At 62.6% G+C, this 16,413-nt stretch carries 17 protein-coding genes and 1 riboswitch; of the genes, 2 read left to right on the forward strand and 15 right to left on the reverse strand.

What is annotated here, in order from left to right; translation table 11 throughout:
* Positions 1 to 2: 2 nt before the first annotated feature.
* The 9 genes from cobC to cobO all read right to left on the reverse strand — a co-directional run bounded on the left by cobC (position 3) and on the right by cobO (position 8,290).
* Positions 3 to 578: an alpha-ribazole phosphatase family protein gene (cobC, locus tag AC07YV_RS24640; protein ID WP_102701780.1), complete on the reverse strand. Its 576-nt coding sequence runs from the start codon at positions 576 to 578 to the stop codon at positions 3 to 5.
* A complete protein-coding gene (gene cobT, locus AC07YV_RS24645; protein ID WP_102701781.1) occupies positions 575 to 1,630 on the reverse strand; it encodes a nicotinate-nucleotide--dimethylbenzimidazole phosphoribosyltransferase in 1,056 nt (351 codons plus the stop codon). Before cobT ends, cobC begins: the two co-directional genes overlap by 4 nt.
* Complete coding sequence (cobU, locus tag AC07YV_RS24650; RefSeq protein WP_102701782.1) at positions 1,627 to 2,148, reverse strand: bifunctional adenosylcobinamide kinase/adenosylcobinamide-phosphate guanylyltransferase; 522 nt, start codon at positions 2,146 to 2,148, stop codon at positions 1,627 to 1,629. Before cobU ends, cobT begins: the two co-directional genes overlap by 4 nt.
* Positions 2,149 to 2,296: 148 nt before the next feature.
* Positions 2,297 to 3,748 carry a cobyric acid synthase gene (locus AC07YV_RS24655; protein ID WP_102701783.1) on the reverse strand — a complete coding sequence of 484 codons (1,452 nt, stop codon included), beginning with the start codon at positions 3,746 to 3,748 and terminating at the stop codon, positions 2,297 to 2,299.
* Complete coding sequence (gene cobD, locus AC07YV_RS24660) at positions 3,745 to 4,737, reverse strand: threonine-phosphate decarboxylase CobD (protein ID WP_102701784.1); 993 nt, start codon at positions 4,735 to 4,737, stop codon at positions 3,745 to 3,747. Before cobD ends, AC07YV_RS24655 begins: the two co-directional genes overlap by 4 nt.
* The gene (cbiB, locus tag AC07YV_RS24665; protein ID WP_102701785.1) at positions 4,730 to 5,638 is read right to left on the reverse strand and encodes an adenosylcobinamide-phosphate synthase CbiB; all 909 of its coding nucleotides are present in this window, start codon (positions 5,636 to 5,638) and stop codon (positions 4,730 to 4,732) included. The genes cobD and cbiB overlap by 8 nt, the downstream gene beginning before the upstream one ends.
* Positions 5,635 to 6,285 carry a 5,6-dimethylbenzimidazole synthase gene (gene bluB / locus AC07YV_RS24670; protein WP_102701786.1) on the reverse strand — a complete coding sequence of 217 codons (651 nt, stop codon included), beginning with the start codon at positions 6,283 to 6,285 and terminating at the stop codon, positions 5,635 to 5,637. Before bluB ends, cbiB begins: the two co-directional genes overlap by 4 nt.
* Complete coding sequence (locus AC07YV_RS24675; protein ID WP_102701787.1) at positions 6,282 to 7,682, reverse strand: cobyrinic acid a,c-diamide synthase CobB; 1,401 nt, start codon at positions 7,680 to 7,682, stop codon at positions 6,282 to 6,284. The genes bluB and AC07YV_RS24675 overlap by 4 nt, the downstream gene beginning before the upstream one ends.
* Entirely contained in the window at positions 7,679 to 8,290 is a 612-nt protein-coding gene (gene cobO / locus AC07YV_RS24680) for a cob(I)yrinic acid a,c-diamide adenosyltransferase (RefSeq protein WP_007984541.1), read from the reverse strand. Before cobO ends, AC07YV_RS24675 begins: the two co-directional genes overlap by 4 nt.
* Before the next feature lie 82 nt (positions 8,291 to 8,372).
* Positions 8,373 to 8,605, reverse strand: a riboswitch (cobalamin riboswitch).
* 153 nt (positions 8,606 to 8,758) lie between these two features.
* On the opposite strand from cobO, the gene AC07YV_RS24685 reads away from it, so the two are divergent.
* Positions 8,759 to 9,343, forward strand: a complete 585-nt coding sequence (locus AC07YV_RS24685) for a hypothetical protein (protein ID WP_015096166.1) — start codon at positions 8,759 to 8,761, stop codon at positions 9,341 to 9,343.
* 65 nt (positions 9,344 to 9,408) lie between these two features.
* Positions 9,409 to 10,722, forward strand: coding sequence for a PQQ-dependent sugar dehydrogenase (locus tag AC07YV_RS24690; RefSeq protein WP_102701788.1), 1,314 nt, complete (start codon positions 9,409 to 9,411; stop codon positions 10,720 to 10,722).
* Positions 10,723 to 10,869: 147 nt separating this feature from the next.
* Here the strand turns inward: AC07YV_RS24690 and AC07YV_RS24695 are convergent, their stop codons facing one another.
* The 6 genes from AC07YV_RS24695 to AC07YV_RS24720 form a co-directional block, all read right to left on the reverse strand.
* Positions 10,870 to 11,532, reverse strand: coding sequence for an O-methyltransferase (locus AC07YV_RS24695; RefSeq protein WP_102701789.1), 663 nt, complete (start codon positions 11,530 to 11,532; stop codon positions 10,870 to 10,872).
* An 18-nt stretch (positions 11,533 to 11,550) separates the two neighbouring features.
* Complete coding sequence (locus AC07YV_RS24700) at positions 11,551 to 12,087, reverse strand: C40 family peptidase (protein WP_102701790.1); 537 nt, start codon at positions 12,085 to 12,087, stop codon at positions 11,551 to 11,553.
* A 165-nt stretch (positions 12,088 to 12,252) separates the two neighbouring features.
* A complete protein-coding gene (locus AC07YV_RS24705; protein ID WP_057715813.1) occupies positions 12,253 to 12,885 on the reverse strand; it encodes a C40 family peptidase in 633 nt (210 codons plus the stop codon).
* A gap of 221 nt (positions 12,886 to 13,106) precedes the next feature.
* A complete protein-coding gene (hda, locus tag AC07YV_RS24710; RefSeq protein ID WP_007898944.1) occupies positions 13,107 to 13,811 on the reverse strand; it encodes a DnaA regulatory inactivator Hda in 705 nt (234 codons plus the stop codon).
* A 230-nt stretch (positions 13,812 to 14,041) separates the two neighbouring features.
* The gene (locus AC07YV_RS24715) at positions 14,042 to 15,115 is read right to left on the reverse strand and encodes an AI-2E family transporter (RefSeq protein ID WP_102701791.1); all 1,074 of its coding nucleotides are present in this window, start codon (positions 15,113 to 15,115) and stop codon (positions 14,042 to 14,044) included.
* 36 nt (positions 15,116 to 15,151) lie between these two features.
* Positions 15,152 to 16,210, reverse strand: coding sequence for a DUF2066 domain-containing protein (locus AC07YV_RS24720; protein ID WP_102701792.1), 1,059 nt, complete (start codon positions 16,208 to 16,210; stop codon positions 15,152 to 15,154).
* Between the last annotated feature and the right edge of the window lie 203 nt (positions 16,211 to 16,413).

Below are 16,413 nucleotides of genomic sequence, written 5' to 3' on the forward strand. Positions count from 1 at the left end.
GGTCAGAGCACTTCCTTCAACAAACCAGCGGACTCCATCGTCAGCGAAAACAGCGCGCCATGCCCGACCTCAACGTTGAGCAATTGCTCTCGCGGCAGCCCGCGAGCTTGTGCCAGCAACAGGCGCATCACCCCGCCGTGGCTGATCAGCAGAATGCGCTCACCGGCACAGGTCGCGTGCAAACGCTGCAGCGCTGCCAGCACCCGTGTCGAAAAGTCCGCAACCGGCTCGCCCTGAGGCGGCGTGAACGAGTAAGGATCGGCCCAGAACAAGCCCAGCGCCTGCGCGTCGGTTTCCATCAGCGCCGCCGCGCTCTGCCCTTCCCAGGCGCCGAAATGCAACTCTTGCAGGTCTTTATCCAATTGCACCGGCACCCCCAGTTGTGCACTGAGTTCCTCGGCAAACCGCGCACAACGCTGCAACGGCGAACTGACCAGCCGGTCCCATGGCCCCTGCCCGACCACGGCGGCGCGCATCTGCGCCCAGCCCGTGTCGGTCAAGGCATCATCGATGCTACCGCGCAAGCCACCGCCGAATTCGGTTTCACCGTGTCGCAACAGATCCACGCGCAGGGTCATGCCGGACGATCTGCCACGGCGGCTTCGGCGAAGGTCGCCATCTGCCCGTGCAGGTCGCACGCCAGGCGCAACAGCGGCACAGCCAATGCCGCGCCACTGCCTTCACCGAGCCGCAGGCCCAGATCGAGCAAGGGTTGCGCATCCAGGGTTTCCAGCACATGACGATGCCCCGGCTCGGCGCCGCGATGACCGAACATCAGCCACTGACGGCATTCAGGATTCAAGCGCACCGCGACCAGCGCAGCGACACTGCAGATGAAGCCGTCCACCAGCACCGCGACACCTTCTTGAGCGCAGGCGAGATAGGCACCGACCAGCGCGGCAATCTCGAAGCCACCGAGGTTGAACAGGGTCTGCAAGGCATCGCCACGCTGTGCGCCATGCAATGCCAGGGCACGCTCGATCACCTGGGCTTTGTGGCTCACACCTTTGGCGTTGAGCCCGGTGCCAGGCCCGGTCAAATGGCCCACCGGGCAATCGAGCAAGGCACAGGCCAGGGCGCTGGCAGCGGTGGTGTTGCCAATGCCCATTTCGCCACCGATGAACAACTGCGCACCGCTGGCCATCGCCCGCTGCACGCTGTCACGGCCGGCCTGCAAAGCGAGTTGTCCCTGGGCTTCGGTCATGGCCGGTCCCTGTACGAAATTCGCCGTGCCCGGGCCGACGTTCAGATGACGCACACCCGGCAGGTTCAGCGACGGCGTCACCGTGCCAAGGTCCACCACCTCAAGGGAAGCGCCCAGTTGCCGCGCCAATATGCTGATCGCCGCACCGCCGCTGACGAAGTTGAGTAGCATCTGCCCGGTCACTTCCTGGGGATACGCCGACACGCCCTCGGCGACCACGCCGTGGTCGCCGGCAAATATCGCGATCCACACCTGTTCCAGACTCGGCTTGACCCGCCCCTGCAATCCCGCCAGTTGCACCGCCACCGATTCCAGCTGACCGAGGGAGCCGGCCGGTTTGGTCAGTTGCTGTTGCCGCGCCCGGGCCTGTTCGAGCGCTTGGGTATCGACCGGCCTGCACGGGTTCAGCCACCAGGATTGAGTCATAACGCAGTTCCTTTCAGAGTCAGGGGCAGGCCGGCAACGGTCAGGACGACACGCTGACACCGCTCAGCCAGAGCTTGATGCAGCCAACCGGCTTCATCGACATAGCGGCGAGTCAATTCGCCCAGCGGCACGACACCCATTCCGGTCTCGTTGCTGACAAAAATGATTTCACCCGGCAGCGACGCCAGGCAGTCCAGCAAGGCATCACGCTCGGCTTGCAAGCGCTCGGCATCGTCGAGCATCAGCAGGTTGGTCAGCCACAGGGTCAGGCAATCCACCAGCAGGCAGTGGTCGGCACGGGCGCTTTCACGCAGTATCCGGGCCAGTTCGAGCGGTTCCTCAATCAGTGCCCATTCGGCAGGACGACGGGCACGGTGATGGGCGACCCGCTCGCTCATCTCGCCATCCAGTGGTTGGCTGGTGGCGATGTAGGTCACGGTCAGGGCGCTGTCGATGGCGAGTTTTTCAGCCAGGCGACTTTTGCCGGAGCGGGCGCCGCCGAGGATCAGTTGGAGCATTGCTTATTCCTTAAAATCTTCGGGGAGGCGACGGCCCTCATCGCGAGCAAGCTCGCTCCCACAATTGATCCAGGCTGAATATATATTTTGAGTACACCTCGTAACCTGTGGGAGCGAGCTTGCTCGCGATGGGGCCGCAACAGCCACCTCAGAACCCACAGAGCCGACGCAGCAGAGAAGTATCCAGATGCTTCTCCACCAGATCCGCCAGCCGCTCGATATCGCGCTCGCGCAAGCCGTGGTAATCCACGTCCTGCACCTCCTGCAAACCCGCCCAGCGCAACAGCGCACTGCACGCCGCCGGCGATTCGAACAGCCCGTGCAGGTAGGTGCCGAAAATCTGCCCGTCAGCACTTTGCGCACCGTCGCAGCGGCCGTCATCCAGTTGCACGGCGGCGTTTTCCAGGGCCGGGCCGGTGGTCACGCCAGCATGAATTTCATAGCCTGATACCGGCGCATCTTCCAGCGCCAGGCGACCGCACACATTGCGCAGCTGTTTCTCTTGTTCGAGCCGGGTCTGGAACGCCAGCAGCCCCAGACCGGCGCTGGAACCCGGCGCGCCCTCGAGGCCCAACGGGTCATGCACCTGCTCACCGAGCATCTGCAGGCCGCCACAGATCCCCAGCAGTTTTCCGCCGTAACGCAGATGCCGGGCAATCGAGGTTTCCCAGCCGTTGGCCCGCAGGTACGCGAGGTCGCTGCGGACACTTTTCGAACCGGGAAGAATGATCAGGTCGGCGGGCGGAACCGCCTGGCCGGGCCCGATGAATTGCAGGTCCACTTGCGGATGCAGGCGCAGTGGATCGAAATCGGTGTGATTGCTGATGCGCGGCAGCACCGGCACCACCACCTTCAGCACCCGTTCGACTTTATCGGTCTGGCGTTGATCGATGCCGTCTTCGGCCTCCAGGTGCAGATCCATCACGTAGGGCAGCACACCCATCACCGGTTTGCCGGTGCGCTCTTCAAGCCAGTCGAGACCGGGTTGCAGCAACGCGATGTCACCGCGAAAACGATTGATGATGAAGCCTTTGACCCGCGCCTGTTCGCTCGGCGACAGCAGTTCGAGGGTACCCACCAGATGGGCGAAAACCCCGCCGCGATTGATATCGGCAATCAGCAACACCGGACAATCCACCGCTTCGGCGAAGCCCATGTTGGCGATGTCGCCGGCACGCAAATTGATTTCTGCCGGCGAACCTGCACCTTCAACCATCACCAGCGGATAGGCCGCGCTCAAGCGCTCGTGGGAGGCCAGCACCGCTTGCATGGCGATGCTTTTGTAGTCGTGATAGGCGACGGCGTTCATGGTCGTTACGGCGCGGCCATGGATGATCACCTGGGCACCGGTGTCACTGTTGGGCTTGAGCAATACCGGATTCATGTCGGTGTGCGGTTCGAGGTGCGCGGCCTGGGCCTGAACCGCCTGGGCACGGCCAATCTCGCCGCCGTCGGCGGTCACCGCACTGTTGAGTGCCATGTTCTGTGGCTTGAACGGCACTACCCTGACGCCCTGACGCGTGGCCCAACGGCACAACGCAGTCACCAGCGTGCTTTTACCGGCATCCGACGTGGTGCCCTGCACCATCAGCGTGGTCATTGGTTTTCCTTGGCGAAATCTTCGAATGCCTGCGCCAGTCGCACCCAGGCAGCTTCGTCACCGGGCAGGCCGAATCGCAGGCTGCTGTTGTGCGTGAACAACCGCAGGAGAATGCCGCGCCGGGCCATGAACTCATTCAGTGTTTCGGCGCGCTCGGTGATCAGCCACTGGAACAGCGCACAGCCGCCCTGGGGCTCGAAGCCGTGTTGCTGCAGCAACGACGCCAGGCGCTCGCTGGCCTCTTCGGTGCGCAGCCGTTGCCGCGTTTGCCCCTCGGTATCGCGCAGGCAGGCCTGCCCCACTACCCGGGTTGCCCCGCTCACGGCCCAGGGCCCCACTTGTTCTGCCAGCAACTTGAGCAACTTGCGCTCGGCCAGCACAAACCCCAGGCGCACACCGGCCAGGCCGAAGAACTTGCCGAAGGAGCGCAAGACGATCAGCCCGACCTGATGGGCAAACGGCGCCAGGCTCAGTTGCGGCGTGTTATCCATGAACGCTTCGTCCACCACCAGCCAGCCACCGCGCTGGGCCAGTCGCGTGTGCCAGTCGAGCAGCCGACTGGGGGTGAGGCTCAGGCCCGTGGGGTTATTCGGATTGACCACCACCAGCACGTCGAAACTGTCGAGAAAGAAGTCGACTTCCTGCTCCAGCACTTCCCGCACGATATAGCCGTTGCGACGCCACGCTTCGGCGTGCTCGGCGTAGCAGGGCGACAACACACCCACCTTGCCCGCCCGCCGTAATCGCGGCAGCAGCTGGATCGCCATTTGCGAACCGGCCACCGGCAATGCCTGCAAGGTGCCGTAGTAATCACAGGCGGCCTGTTCCAGACCATCGTCCGCCTCCGGCAAACGGGCCCAGGCCCGCAGCGGAATATCCGGCACCGGGAACGGCCAGGGCGCAAGGCCCGTCGACAGGTCCAGCCAGTCGGCTTCATCTATGCCATATTCGAGCGCTGCCCTGCGCAATCGGCCACCGTGCTCAAGCATAAAATTCAGCCCCCAGGCAGAGAATCAGCAGCCATAACCATACCCCGCGCTGGACCAGTTGCCAGCCCCGGTCAATGGAGTCGGCGTCCGCCGGCACACCTTCGCCCAGTTGCGGACGCTGGTGCAGTTCGCCGTGATAAATCGCCGCGCCGCCCAATTCGACGCCAAGGGCCCCCGCCCCAGCCGCCATCACCGGGCCGGCGTTCGGGCTGTCCCAGGTCGGGCCCTGGGTGCGCCAGCATTTCAACGCCAGCCGGGTTTTGCCCAGCAGCGCATACGTCAGTGCCACCAGACGCGCTGGAATGTAATTGAGCACGTCGTCGATCTTCGCCGCCGCCCAGCCGAATCGTTCGAAGCGCTCATTGCGATAGCCCCACATCGCATCCAGCGTATTGCTCAGGCGATAGAGCACCACGCCCGGCGCACCGGCCACGGCAAACCAGAACAACGCGGCGAACACCGCGTCGCTGCCGTTCTCCAGCACCGACTCGGTGGCGGCACGGGCGACTTCGGTTTTATCCAGGTCACTGGTTTTACGGCTGACCAGATAACTCACACGCTTGCGTGCTTCATCCAGATCATCGCCACGCAAGGCCTTGGCCACCGGCGTGACGTGTTCACCGAGGCTGCGCATGCCGAGGGCGCAATAGAGCGCGAGAATCTCGACGATCCAGCCGACGTAAGGCGCCCAGGAGAATGCCGTGACCAACAGCACCAGCGGCAGCACGGCGATCACCCACGCGGTGACGCCATGGCTGCGCCAGCCGCGACCGCCGCCGTTGAAACGTTGCTCGATGCGATCGGCAAAACGGCCGAACGCCACCAGCGGATGCCAGCGTTTGGGTTCACCCAGCAGCGCATCCAGCGCAACCGCGGCGACACTCAACAACGCCACACTCATTGACTCACTCCCCAATAGTTCTCATAAAGCAATTCATGCAGCGGACGCGCCTGCGCCCAGCCTTCGAGCACCAGCATCGGCGCCGGGTAGAACGTCTTTACCGGTCCCAGGCACAGCACCGCCAGCGGTTTGGCTCCCGGCGGCAGCTTCAGCAGGTCCGCCAGTGCCTGGGGTTCGAACAGCGACACCCAGCCCATGCCCAGCCCTTCGGCGCGGGACGCGAGCCACAGGTTCTGGATGGCACAGGACAGCGAGGCCATGTCCATTTCCGGCAAGGTGCGGCGACCGAAGATATGCTGCTCGCGGTCGTCCATCAGTGCGGCGACCAGGACCTCGGCGCAATCGTTGATGCCTTCCACCTTGAGCTTCATGAATTCGTCGCTACGCTCGCCGAGGGCTTCGGCGGTGCGGATGCGCTCTTCTTCCACCAGGGCCTGGATTTGCCCGCGCAAGGCGCGATCACTGATGCGGATGAAGCGCCAGGGCTGCATCAGGCCGACGCTGGGTGCCTGATGCGCAGCTTCAAGCAGGCGCTGGAGCAACTCGGGCTCGACGCTGCCACCACTGAAGTGGCGCATGTCGCGGCGCTCGCCGATGGCGCGGTAGACCGCTGCGCGTTCGGCTTCGGTGAATGCGTTGTCTGTCATGGCCTCTTCGCGAGCAAGCCCGCTCCCACATTTAAAAGTGAGCTGCCTGAAGACATGCAATCCCCTGTGGGAGCGGGCTTGCTCGCGAAGGCGGCCTCAAGGTCCGGCGCAAACAGCGCGGCAATCGCCGTGGGATTGGACGGAAAATAAAAGTGCACATAAGAGGCAGTCATCCGCCCCTCACGATAAACCGCTTCCGCGCCGCGCCCGCCGTTAGGGCTCACGCCCCGGGCAATCGGCGCCAGTTCAGTGCTGGTCAGCGAATGGTGATAGGTGTGCCCGCGCAGCGGACCTTCCGGCAGTTCCACCGCTTGCAGCGCCAGCGCCGCCAGACGCTTTTGCATGACCGCATCACCGGCCAGCAAGCCCGCCAGTTCCGCGCGAGTGCCCTCGACATCGGTCAGGGAATCGAGCAGATACAGCATGCCGCCACACTCGGCAAGCAAGGGTTTGCCCGCCTGGTGGTGGGCGCGGATCGCCTCGAGCATCGCGGTGTTTTGCGCCAGCGCGACATGGTGCAGCTCCGGGTAACCGCCCGGCAGATACAGGCTGTCCGCCTCCGGCAATTGGCGGTCGCGGATCGGCGAGAAGAATGACAGCTCGGCGCCCATCGCCCGCAGCAAATCCAGGCTCGCACCGTAGGTGAACGCAAAGGCTTCGTCACGGGCCACGGCAATGCGCACACCGGCCAGTAGCGGTTCGGCGACGATGACATCGGGGGCGGCGAACTCGACGGCCGGTGGCAGCGCGACCTCGCAACTGTTGGCCAGGGCATCGGCTGCCGCATCGAGGCGCAGGTCGAGATCGTTCAGCTCACTGGCTTGAACCAGCCCCAGGTGTCGGCTCGGCAGTTCAATCCCGGTTTCCCGGGACAGCGCGCCGTACCAGCGCAATCCTTCAGTCAGGCTGCCCTCGAGCAATTGCGCGTGGCGCAGCGTGCCGACGCGGTTGGCCAGCACGCCGGCGAACGGCAAGTCCGGCTGATAACGCGCCAGCCCCAGGGCCAGTGCGCCGAAGGTCTGGGCCATGGCGGTGCCGTCGATCACACCCAGTACCGGCACACCGAAATGCCGCGCCAGATCGGCGCTCGACGGCGTACCGTCGAACAGCCCCATGACGCCTTCGATCAGGATCAGGTCGGCTTCAGCGGCGGCTTCCCACAGCAACCGGCGACTCTCCTGCTCGCCGACCATCCACATGTCCAGTTGATACACCGGTGCACCGCTGGCACGTTCGAGGATCATCGGATCGAGAAAGTCGGGGCCGCACTTGAACACACGGACCTTGCGCCCCTGATTGCGATGCAACCGGGCCAGCGCCGCGGTGACGGTGGTCTTGCCCTGGCCGGAGGCCGGCGCGGCAATCAGAACCGCCGGGCAATGGCGAGGCTGGTTCACAGCTCGACGCCTTTCTGCGCTTTGATCCCGGCCTGAAAGGCGTGCTTGATCATGCCCATTTCGGTGACCGTGTCGGCCATCTCGATCATTTCCGGCTTGGCGGCACGCCCGGTGACCACCACGTGTTGCATCGGCGGCCGGGCCTGCAAGTCGCTGAGCACCTGATCGAGATCGAGGTAGCCGTGCTTGAGGGCGATGTTCAGCTCATCCAGCACCACCAGGCCGATGGACGGATCGCGCAGCAGTTCCCGGGACACCGCCCACGCTGCTTCGGCGGCAGCGATGTCGCGCTGACGGTCCTGGGTTTCCCAGGTAAACCCTTCGCCCATCACATGAAAACGCACCTGCTCGGGAAAGCGCCGGAAGAACAACTCTTCGCCGGTACTGTTGCGGCCCTTGATGAACTGCACCACGCCGCATTGCATGCCGTGCCCCATGGCGCGGGCGAGCATGCCGAAGGCCGAACTGCTCTTGCCCTTGCCGTTACCGGTCAGCACCAGCAACAGACCACACTCGTTCGGGGAATTGGCGATGCGCTCGTCGATCACGGCTTTTTTGCGCTGCATGCGCGCCAGGTGGCGTTCGTCACGATCGGGGGTATCAGTCATGGGGGAGCTCTCCGTTGAGACAGGAATAACGGCGGGCAGGCACAGCAATAGAAGGCAACAAGCCTGGCATCGCCCACCGTGATGCCGCTGGATGAATCAGGCCGGTCTCCGGGCTCATGAGTGGCGCGTAGCCAGACTGCGCGCCTTCCCGCATCGAATCGACACAGTGGCATCAGACACAGTTTTCACTCATTTACCGTTGCGGGGGCAGCGCCGGAATTGCGGGTCTTCGACCAACAGAAGAACTCGCTCACCGGCTTCCCTGTTTCACTCTGTCGACCCAAGTCACAGAGCACCTGAAACAAGCCGCGAAGGTTAGAGGGTTGGGGGTGGAGCGTCAATTAAAGCCGGGAGGCCATCGGCCGAATAACTGTCGTCACTCAAAAAACTGACGTCAATCTTGTGCCTCGCTCTCAGCAGTGATATCAAAGAGCCACAACCTCACAACACAATAACAAGGGTGAGCCCATGCAAGGCATGATCATCAGCAATCCAAAGCTGGAATTCCTGCGCCCTGTGCTCGAGCGCTGGTTCGAATGCATCGACCGCTATAACGCCGTCCGCGGTGATGGCGACACCCCCTACTGGCACGACGAAAAAGCCAATCTCGGACTGCTGTCTGCCGCCGCCTGGATGGCCGAGATGGTCACACTGCAACAGACGCCCACCCGCAAGCAGACCGAAGAAGGCGAACGCAACAGCCGCGCCGACCTGTTCCTCGCCTCGCCCGAAACCCGCGCCTACATCCAGACCAGCCAGCGCTGGCCACGGGTCAACAGCCTCAATCTGAGCCAGGCCCTGCTCGACATCGCCAGCGATGCGAAGCGCCTGAGCCACGCCAGCGACCTGAAACTCGGCTGCCTGTTCGTCGCCCCGCAAAAAGCCCAGCAAGGCGCGACACCGGAGGAACTCCAGGACATGGTCGACGACCTGCAAAAGGAACACACCTGCGCGGTCGCCTGGTATTTCCCGTATGCCTACCGCAAGTTGCGCAATGAAGCCGGCAACTATCACCCCGGCATTGCGGTGCTGTTCAAGGAAGCACGTGGCTAGGGGTTGAACCATTGGACGACAACGCGTCTCTATGATTAGAACAAGGCACTCATAGGGAAACCCGTATGCGCACGCCCCCGCTCGTTCTCGTTATCGCGATCTGCGGAGGGCTCGCCGGTTGCAGTGAGACCGCCGGCCTGCAAGTCTCCGACGGCACCGGCCCTTCACCCCAACTGCCGCCCCCCAACAAGACCCTGCTCCCAACTGTGAACATCGCCCCGGCCATCGGCTGGCCACAGGGCGCGAAACCCGTCGCCGCCGCGGGCACTCAAGTAGCCCCTTTTGCCGAAGACCTGGATCACCCCCGCTGGCTTTATGTGCTGCCCAACGGCGACGTGCTGGTGGCGGAAACCAACGCACCACCCAAACCCGAAGACGGCAAAGGCATTCGCGGCTGGGTCATGAAGCAAGTCATGGGGCGCGCCGGAGCTCGCGTGCCCAGCGCGAACCGCATCACCTTGCTGCGCGACAAGGACCACGACGGCGTCGCGGAAACCCGCACGGTGTTTCTGCAAAACCTCAACTCGCCCTTCGGCATGACCCTGGTCGGCAAGGACTTGTATGTGGCCGACACTGATCGCCTGCTGCGCTTTCACTATGAAAGTGGCGATACGCAGATCAAGTCACCGCCGGTCAAAGTGGTCGACTTGCCGGGCGGCCCACTGAACCACCACTGGACCAAAAACGTCATCGCCAGCAAGGACGGCCGTAAGCTCTACGTCACCGTGGGCTCCAACAGCAACGTCGCGGAAAACGGCATGGACAAGGAAGAAGGTCGCGCAGCGATCTGGGAAGTGGACCGCGCCACCGGCCAGCAGCGGATCTTCGCCTCCGGCCTGCGCAACCCCAACGGCATGGCCTGGGAGCCGCGCAGTGGCGCGCTGTGGACCGCGGTCAACGAGCGGGATGAAATCGGCAGCGACCTGGTCCCGGACTACATCACCTCGGTCAAGGACGGCGCGTTCTATGGCTGGCCGTACAGTTACTACGGCCAGCATGTCGATATTCGCGTCGAACCGCAAAACCCCGACCTGGTGGCCAAGGCCATCGCTCCGGACTATGCCGTCGGCCCACACACGGCATCACTGGGCCTGACCTTCGCTGAAAACAGCAAGCTGCCGCCGCCCTTCACCCAAGGAGCCTTCATCGGGCAGCACGGCTCCTGGAACCGTAACCCCCACAGTGGCTACAAAGTGATTTTCGTGCCGTTCAGCGCAGGCAAACCTGCGGGGACACCGATTGAAGTGCTCAGCGGTTTTCTCAACGAAAAGGAAGAAGCCATGGGCCGCCCGGTGGGCGTGGTGATCGACCGGCAGGGCGATCTGCTGGTGGCTGATGATGTGGGGAACAAGGTGTGGCGGGTGTCGGCTGCTAGGTAACGTTATCACTGAAACATAAAAACCTGTGGGAGCGAGCTTGCTCCGGGCGGCGATCCGACGATGAGGCCAGCACACTCAACATCCTGGTTGACTGACATGCCGCCTTCGCGAGCAAGCTCGCTCCCACAGGGTTCAGGGTTCAGGGTTCTAGCGCTTGCGGCAGAGTGTGAGCCCGTCACCCAACGGCAACAACGACAGATCCACCCGCACGTCATCCTTCAACGCCAGGTTGAGCGCCTGGATCGCCCGGGTGTCCGCGCTCTCGGGGTTGCTCTCAAGCACGCGCCCGCTCCACAGGGTGTTGTCGAACAGCACCAGCCCGCCGACCCGCAGCAAACGCAGGGCATGCTCCAGATAACGCGGGTAGTTGGCCTTGTCGGCATCGATGAACACCAGGTCGAACTGCTCGCCCTGACCTTGCCGCTCAAGCTCGGCGAGGGTTTCCAGTGCGGGCGCCAGGCGCAGGTCGATCCGCCCGGCGAGTCCCGCTTCCTGCCAGTAGCGCCGTGCGATGGCGTTGTAGTCGCCGGGGATATCACAGCAAATCAGCGAACCGTCAGCCGGCAATGCCGCCGCCATGCACAGCGCGCTATAACCGGTAAAGGTGCCGACTTCAAGCAAGCGCCTGGCCCCCGTCAGCTTCACCAGCAAGGCAAGAAACTGTCCCTGCTCCGGCGCTACCTGCCAGCGCGCCATCGGCAGCGCCTGGGTCTCATCGCGCAAGCGCTTGAGCAGTGGCGTTTCGCGCAGGGAAACATCAAGCAGGTATTGATACAGGGCGTCGTCGAGATTCAGCGTGCGAGCAGTCATGAGCAGCAGCTCCGGACGTTACGGGTTGCGCGCCAGATGTTCAGGCTGCAGAACACGCTTGGCGCTCAGGTAAGCCTTCTGCCAATAGGCCTTGGACAAACTGTCGAGCTTAACGGTGCCGCCGGTGGCCGGCGCATGGACGAAACGCCCTTCTCCCACGTAGATCCCGGCATGACTGACCTGGGAACCGCCATTGGTGGCGAAGAAAAGCAGGTCACCCGTCTGCAGGCCTTCCTTGCCAACACTCGCCGCTTGCATGGAGATCATCTCGCGCGTGGTGCGCGGCAAGGCAATACCGGCGACATCGCGGTACACATACGCGATCAGGCCGCTGCAATCAAATCCGGAATCCGGCGTGTTGCCACCCCAGCGATAAGGCGTACCCACCAGGCCGAGCGCGCGAAACAGCACGTCTTCCGCTTCGGGCGAAAAAGCTTGTGGGGAACCAAATACGATGGGCGCGCGAACCACCGGCGCAGGAGGCGGTGTGCGGCTGGCGCAGGCACTGAGCAGCGCTGCGAAGAACATGATTGCGAGGCGGGCCGACGTCGTCATAAGCAGAACATCCTGATCTGGCTGCGGCTTTTTCTGCGGGGAGCGCAGAAAAGAAAACCGCCTGCGTTGGACGCAGGCGGTTTGCCATCATTTGTAGATCAAGATTCTAGCGGCTACGCGACAAACTTCAAGTAAGACTTTAAGTTCGCCTTACAAAATGTCCGCTTATTTACGTGCAGTGACGATTGGCGACGCGTTAGGTGCCATCGCCAGGGCGCGCTTGGCCTCGATGAAGGTCTTGCTCCAGTAGCTGTCGCCCAGGCTATCGATGCGCACGCCACCGCTGCGGCGGCTGCTGGAGTGGATGAACTGGTTGTCACCCAGGTAGATCCCGGCGTGACTGACGCGACCACGACGACCGTTGGTTGCGAAGAACAGCAGATCGCCCGGCTCAAGCTTGCTGCGCGAGACCAGCGGAGCGTCCACGTTGATCATTTCGCGGGTGGAGCGTGGCAGGTTCATGCCCGCTTCTTCGCGGAACAGGTAACCGATGAAACCACTGCAATCGAAGCCGGCTTCAGAAGTGCCGCCGAAACGGTAACGGGTACCGATCAGGGACATGCCGCGTTCGAGGATGCTGTCGGCCAGGACCGGAAGCTGGTAGGACTTGCCGCCAGCGAAGTCTGCGAGTTCTTTTTCGGTGGCCAGCTCTTCCTGAAAGAGGGCGGAAGACTGGGCAGTGGCCGAGTTTTGAACCTGCTGTTGCGGCGCTTGCTGGGCCACTGGAGTGTGGGCAGCGCAACCGAACAACAGGGTGACGAGTGCGAGGGGCACGAGGGGTGCGAAGCGATTTAGCATGGGCACGACCGTGGCTGAAGTTGTAAAGAAGTCGAGACTATGCCCGCTATCGACCTCATTTGCAAATTCAATCAATCTTTTTGTGACTTATTGGTTTCTCGTTTACATCTAAGCGCTTAAGCCCATTTTAAACACACACGCGGCCTGCAACCTTGCAGGAAAGCGGATTTTCTGGCGCCTGAAATATGCCGAACCGGCTAAAAGCCCCGGTTCCAGCGGGTTTACCAGCCGAGGGTTTCTTTCAGAAACGGGATTGTCAGCTTGCGCTGAGCCTGGAGGGAGGCCTGATCGAGACGCTCAAGCAGCTCGAACAGCGCGCTCATGCTGCGGGTGCCGCGAGTCAGGATGAAATGCCCGACCTCATCGGTCAGGTGCAGTCCGCGACGGGATGCGCGTAATTGCAGGGCACGCAATTTGTCCTCGTCGGACAGTGGGCGCATCTGGAAGATCAAGGCCAGGGTCAGGCGCGACTTGAGGTCCGCCAGCTTCACCGGCAACTCGCGCGGGGATGTCGACGCGGCAATCAGCAGGCGCCGGCCGCTGTCGCGCAGGCGATTGAACAGATGGAACAGCGCCTCTTCCCAGTCCGCCTTGCCGGCAACCGCCTGCAGGTCATCGAGGCAGACCAGTTCGTACTGCTCAAGGTTATCGAGAATCTCGATACCGCGATCGAGCAGCTCGGCCAGCGGCAGATAAACCGCAGGCTCTCCCAATTGCTCGAAGCGCAGGCAGGCAGCCTGCAACAGATGCGTACGCCCTACCCCATCCTTGCCCCAAAGGTAGATCAGGCTTTCGGTCCAGCCGGCGTCGGCTTCGCATAGCCGCTCGACATAGCCGAGTGCAGCGGCATTGGCGCCTGGGTAGTAGTTGATAAAGGTGGCGTCGTCACGCAGACGCACACCTAGGGGCAGCTGAATCGGTTTCATGCTGACTGAACAGTTCCAAAGGAACCGTTAGTGGCCTCTGTGTAAAGTTTGCGAAGTTTATACCCGTGAAGCGGGCCGCACAATGCGATAGACCACAAGCAAAATCAAAGGTTTGCGTTAACGCACCGATTTTATGACAGTTTCTTTGGCGGTGCATGTGACAGTCGCGCTGTGTAATCAGGCTGACCCGGCACGAACCCGGACAGCCCGCCATCGCCCATCGACACCTTTTACCCCTGCGGTTCGTCGACGCCCCCGTAGATATCGGAATCCTTATACAAATCTTGCACATGGCGCACCAGCACCATGATCACCGCGGCGACCGGCAATGCCAGCAGCACACCGGTAAAGCCGAACAGCTCACCCCCGGCCAGAATCGAGAAAATCACCGCCACCGGGTGCAGACCAATCCGGTCACCGACCAGCAACGGCGTCAGCACCATACCCTCCAAGGCCTGGCCGACCATGAACACCGCGACAATGCCGAGCATCGGGTAAAGATCGCCACCGAACTGGAACAGCCCTGCAATCAGCGCCGCACCGATGCCGATGATAAATCCCATGTACGGCACGATCGCTGCCAGACCGGCAATCAGGCCAATCAGCAAGCCCAGCTCCAGCCCGACCAGCATCAGGCCTGCCGCGTAGATCACCCCCAGGGCCACCATGACCAGCAACTGGCCACGAATGAACGCACCGAGTACTTCATGGCATTCACCCGCCAGCGATACCGCGCGCTCCTCACGATCACGGGGCAGCAGGTTGCGGACCTTGGCCATCATCAGGTCCCAATCGCGCAACAGATAGAAGCTCACCACCGGGATCAACACCAGATTCGCCAGCCAGCCAATCAACGCCAGCCCCGAGGCAGTGGCATGACTCAGTACCACGCCGACAACATCGGAGGTCTGGCTCATATGTTCGCCGATGGCTGCCTTCAGCCGGTCGAACTTCCAGAAGCCCTCCGACAGGCCGAACTTCGATTGTGCCCAGGGCAACGCCGTGTGCTGCAGCCAGTCGAGCATCTGCGGGGCCAGCTCATACAAACGAAACAGCTGCCGGGCGAGCAACGGCACCAGGACCAACAGCAGCGCGGTGAGGATCAATGTAAACAGGGCAAACACCGCCACTACACCCCAGGTGCGAGACAGCCCCGCCTTCTCCAGTCGATCCACCAGCGGGTCGAACAGATAGGCCAACAGCAGGGCCACCAGGAACGGCGTCAGGATCGGATGCAACAACCAGACAAAAACACAAAGCAGGACCACCCCGCCGAGCCAGAACCAACGCCGCGTATCGGCCATGAACCACTCCATTGCTTCTATATAAAGAGAGAAAAACTACCAGCGAAACCGCAGTTGCGGGGTCGGGGCTGGCGCAGGTGCAGGGGCTGGCACCGCACCACCGGCGGCCGGCTGAACCGGCACTGCCGGCGTCGGTGCCTGAGCCGCTGGCGCTTCCTGCAACCGTGCCAGCGACAGTTGTGCACGCAATTGTTCGGCACTGCCATTGACCCGGTAGACGATCCGGTCGCCGTCGACGCTTTGCACGCGCCCGCCAAATGGCTCCAGCAAGCGTCCAAGGGACGCGTAGTGTTCAAGATTCATGCCTTGCACTTCCAGCAATTGCGCGCTCGAAGCACCGGGCTTGGCGACAAACCGCGGCGCCAGGCGCTCATTGACCGCCAGCATCACCGCATCGGCCACGGCGGCCTGATCGGCGCCCTGCACGCTGCCTGCCTCTTTTTTATCCCCCAGCCACAATTGCCACTTGGCTTGCCACTGCCCGCCCTCCTCCCTGGCGTGTACCGCGAGCAGGGCGTCGGCGTTGTAGCGTTCCGATGCCGCAAGCAACGGTGCGGAATCTGCGCCTTCCAGATTCGGCGCGGTCGCGACGATCTGTTCGTTCAGGTCCGCCAATGGCAAGCGCAATGGCAAGCCCCGGTGCTGGGCAGCCCGACGCAGCGGCGCCGCGCTGGCCTGGCCGTCGCCCACCAGGCTTGAACCCTCGGTGGAATCGTTGAGCCACCAGCCGAGGATCGACGGCCGATTGGCCCCCCACATAGCCAGGCCGGCGCGGCGCAAGGCCTGCTCAGTGGTTCCCGGGTCGAAATCGACTTTCAGGACTTCCGGCGGACCGGCTTCAAAACCGTATTGGCTGATGATCTGTTGCGGATCTTTGCGAATGGCCGCCAGCCCCGGATTCTGAGCAGCCTTGGGGTCACCGGTCAGGCGCAACACCAACGTGTCCAACGCACGTTGAGTCGCCTGGTCACGCTCCTCGGGCGACTGGCCATTCACCGGCTCGCGCACCTGATACAGGCCTTTGACGGTTTCGGCTTGACTGACCAGGCTGACCACTGACAAACAACTCACAAGCAAGAATTTACAAAAACGCATGGAAGATTCCTGACGACAAGAGCGGCTGGATCAGACCGCATGAAGACGATCGAGCAAGGCTGTGACCATTGCCCGACGCAAAACATTCACACGTTCCGGGTAAGTTTTCGCACTGTCATAACGATAGACGGTTAATCGCGACATCTTATACAGCCAGGCAGGATGCCACCGACACCGCGCATCAACGGTTTTTTTTAACGGAT

The organism is Pseudomonas sp. GW456-E7 (assembly GCF_059424105.1).

Bases quoted from the DNA above. Each gene is read 5' to 3' on its own strand.
- cobC (WP_102701780.1), bottom strand. From the start codon at position 578: ATGACCCTGCGCGTGGATCTGTTGCGACACGGTGAAACCGAATTCGGC.
- cobT (WP_102701781.1), bottom strand. From the start codon at position 1,630: ATGACTCAATCCTGGTGGCTGAACCCGTGCAGGCCGGTCGATACCCAA.
- cobU (WP_102701782.1), bottom strand. From the start codon at position 2,148: ATGCTCCAACTGATCCTCGGCGGCGCCCGCTCCGGCAAAAGTCGCCTG.
- AC07YV_RS24655 (WP_102701783.1), bottom strand. From the start codon at position 3,748: ATGACCACGCTGATGGTGCAGGGCACCACGTCGGATGCCGGTAAAAGC.
- cobD (WP_102701784.1), bottom strand. From the start codon at position 4,737: ATGCTTGAGCACGGTGGCCGATTGCGCAGGGCAGCGCTCGAATATGGC.
- cbiB (WP_102701785.1), bottom strand. From the start codon at position 5,638: ATGAGTGTGGCGTTGTTGAGTGTCGCCGCGGTTGCGCTGGATGCGCTG.
- bluB (WP_102701786.1), bottom strand. From the start codon at position 6,285: ATGACAGACAACGCATTCACCGAAGCCGAACGCGCAGCGGTCTACCGC.
- cobO (WP_007984541.1), bottom strand. From the start codon at position 8,290: ATGACTGATACCCCCGATCGTGACGAACGCCACCTGGCGCGCATGCAG.
- AC07YV_RS24685 (WP_015096166.1), top strand. From the start codon at position 8,759: ATGCAAGGCATGATCATCAGCAATCCAAAGCTGGAATTCCTGCGCCCT.
- AC07YV_RS24690 (WP_102701788.1), top strand. From the start codon at position 9,409: ATGCGCACGCCCCCGCTCGTTCTCGTTATCGCGATCTGCGGAGGGCTC.
- AC07YV_RS24695 (WP_102701789.1), bottom strand. From the start codon at position 11,532: ATGACTGCTCGCACGCTGAATCTCGACGACGCCCTGTATCAATACCTG.
- AC07YV_RS24700 (WP_102701790.1), bottom strand. From the start codon at position 12,087: ATGACGACGTCGGCCCGCCTCGCAATCATGTTCTTCGCAGCGCTGCTC.
- AC07YV_RS24705 (WP_057715813.1), bottom strand. From the start codon at position 12,885: ATGCTAAATCGCTTCGCACCCCTCGTGCCCCTCGCACTCGTCACCCTG.
- hda (WP_007898944.1), bottom strand. From the start codon at position 13,811: ATGAAACCGATTCAGCTGCCCCTAGGTGTGCGTCTGCGTGACGACGCC.
- AC07YV_RS24715 (WP_102701791.1), bottom strand. From the start codon at position 15,115: ATGGCCGATACGCGGCGTTGGTTCTGGCTCGGCGGGGTGGTCCTGCTT.
- AC07YV_RS24720 (WP_102701792.1), bottom strand. From the start codon at position 16,210: ATGCGTTTTTGTAAATTCTTGCTTGTGAGTTGTTTGTCAGTGGTCAGC.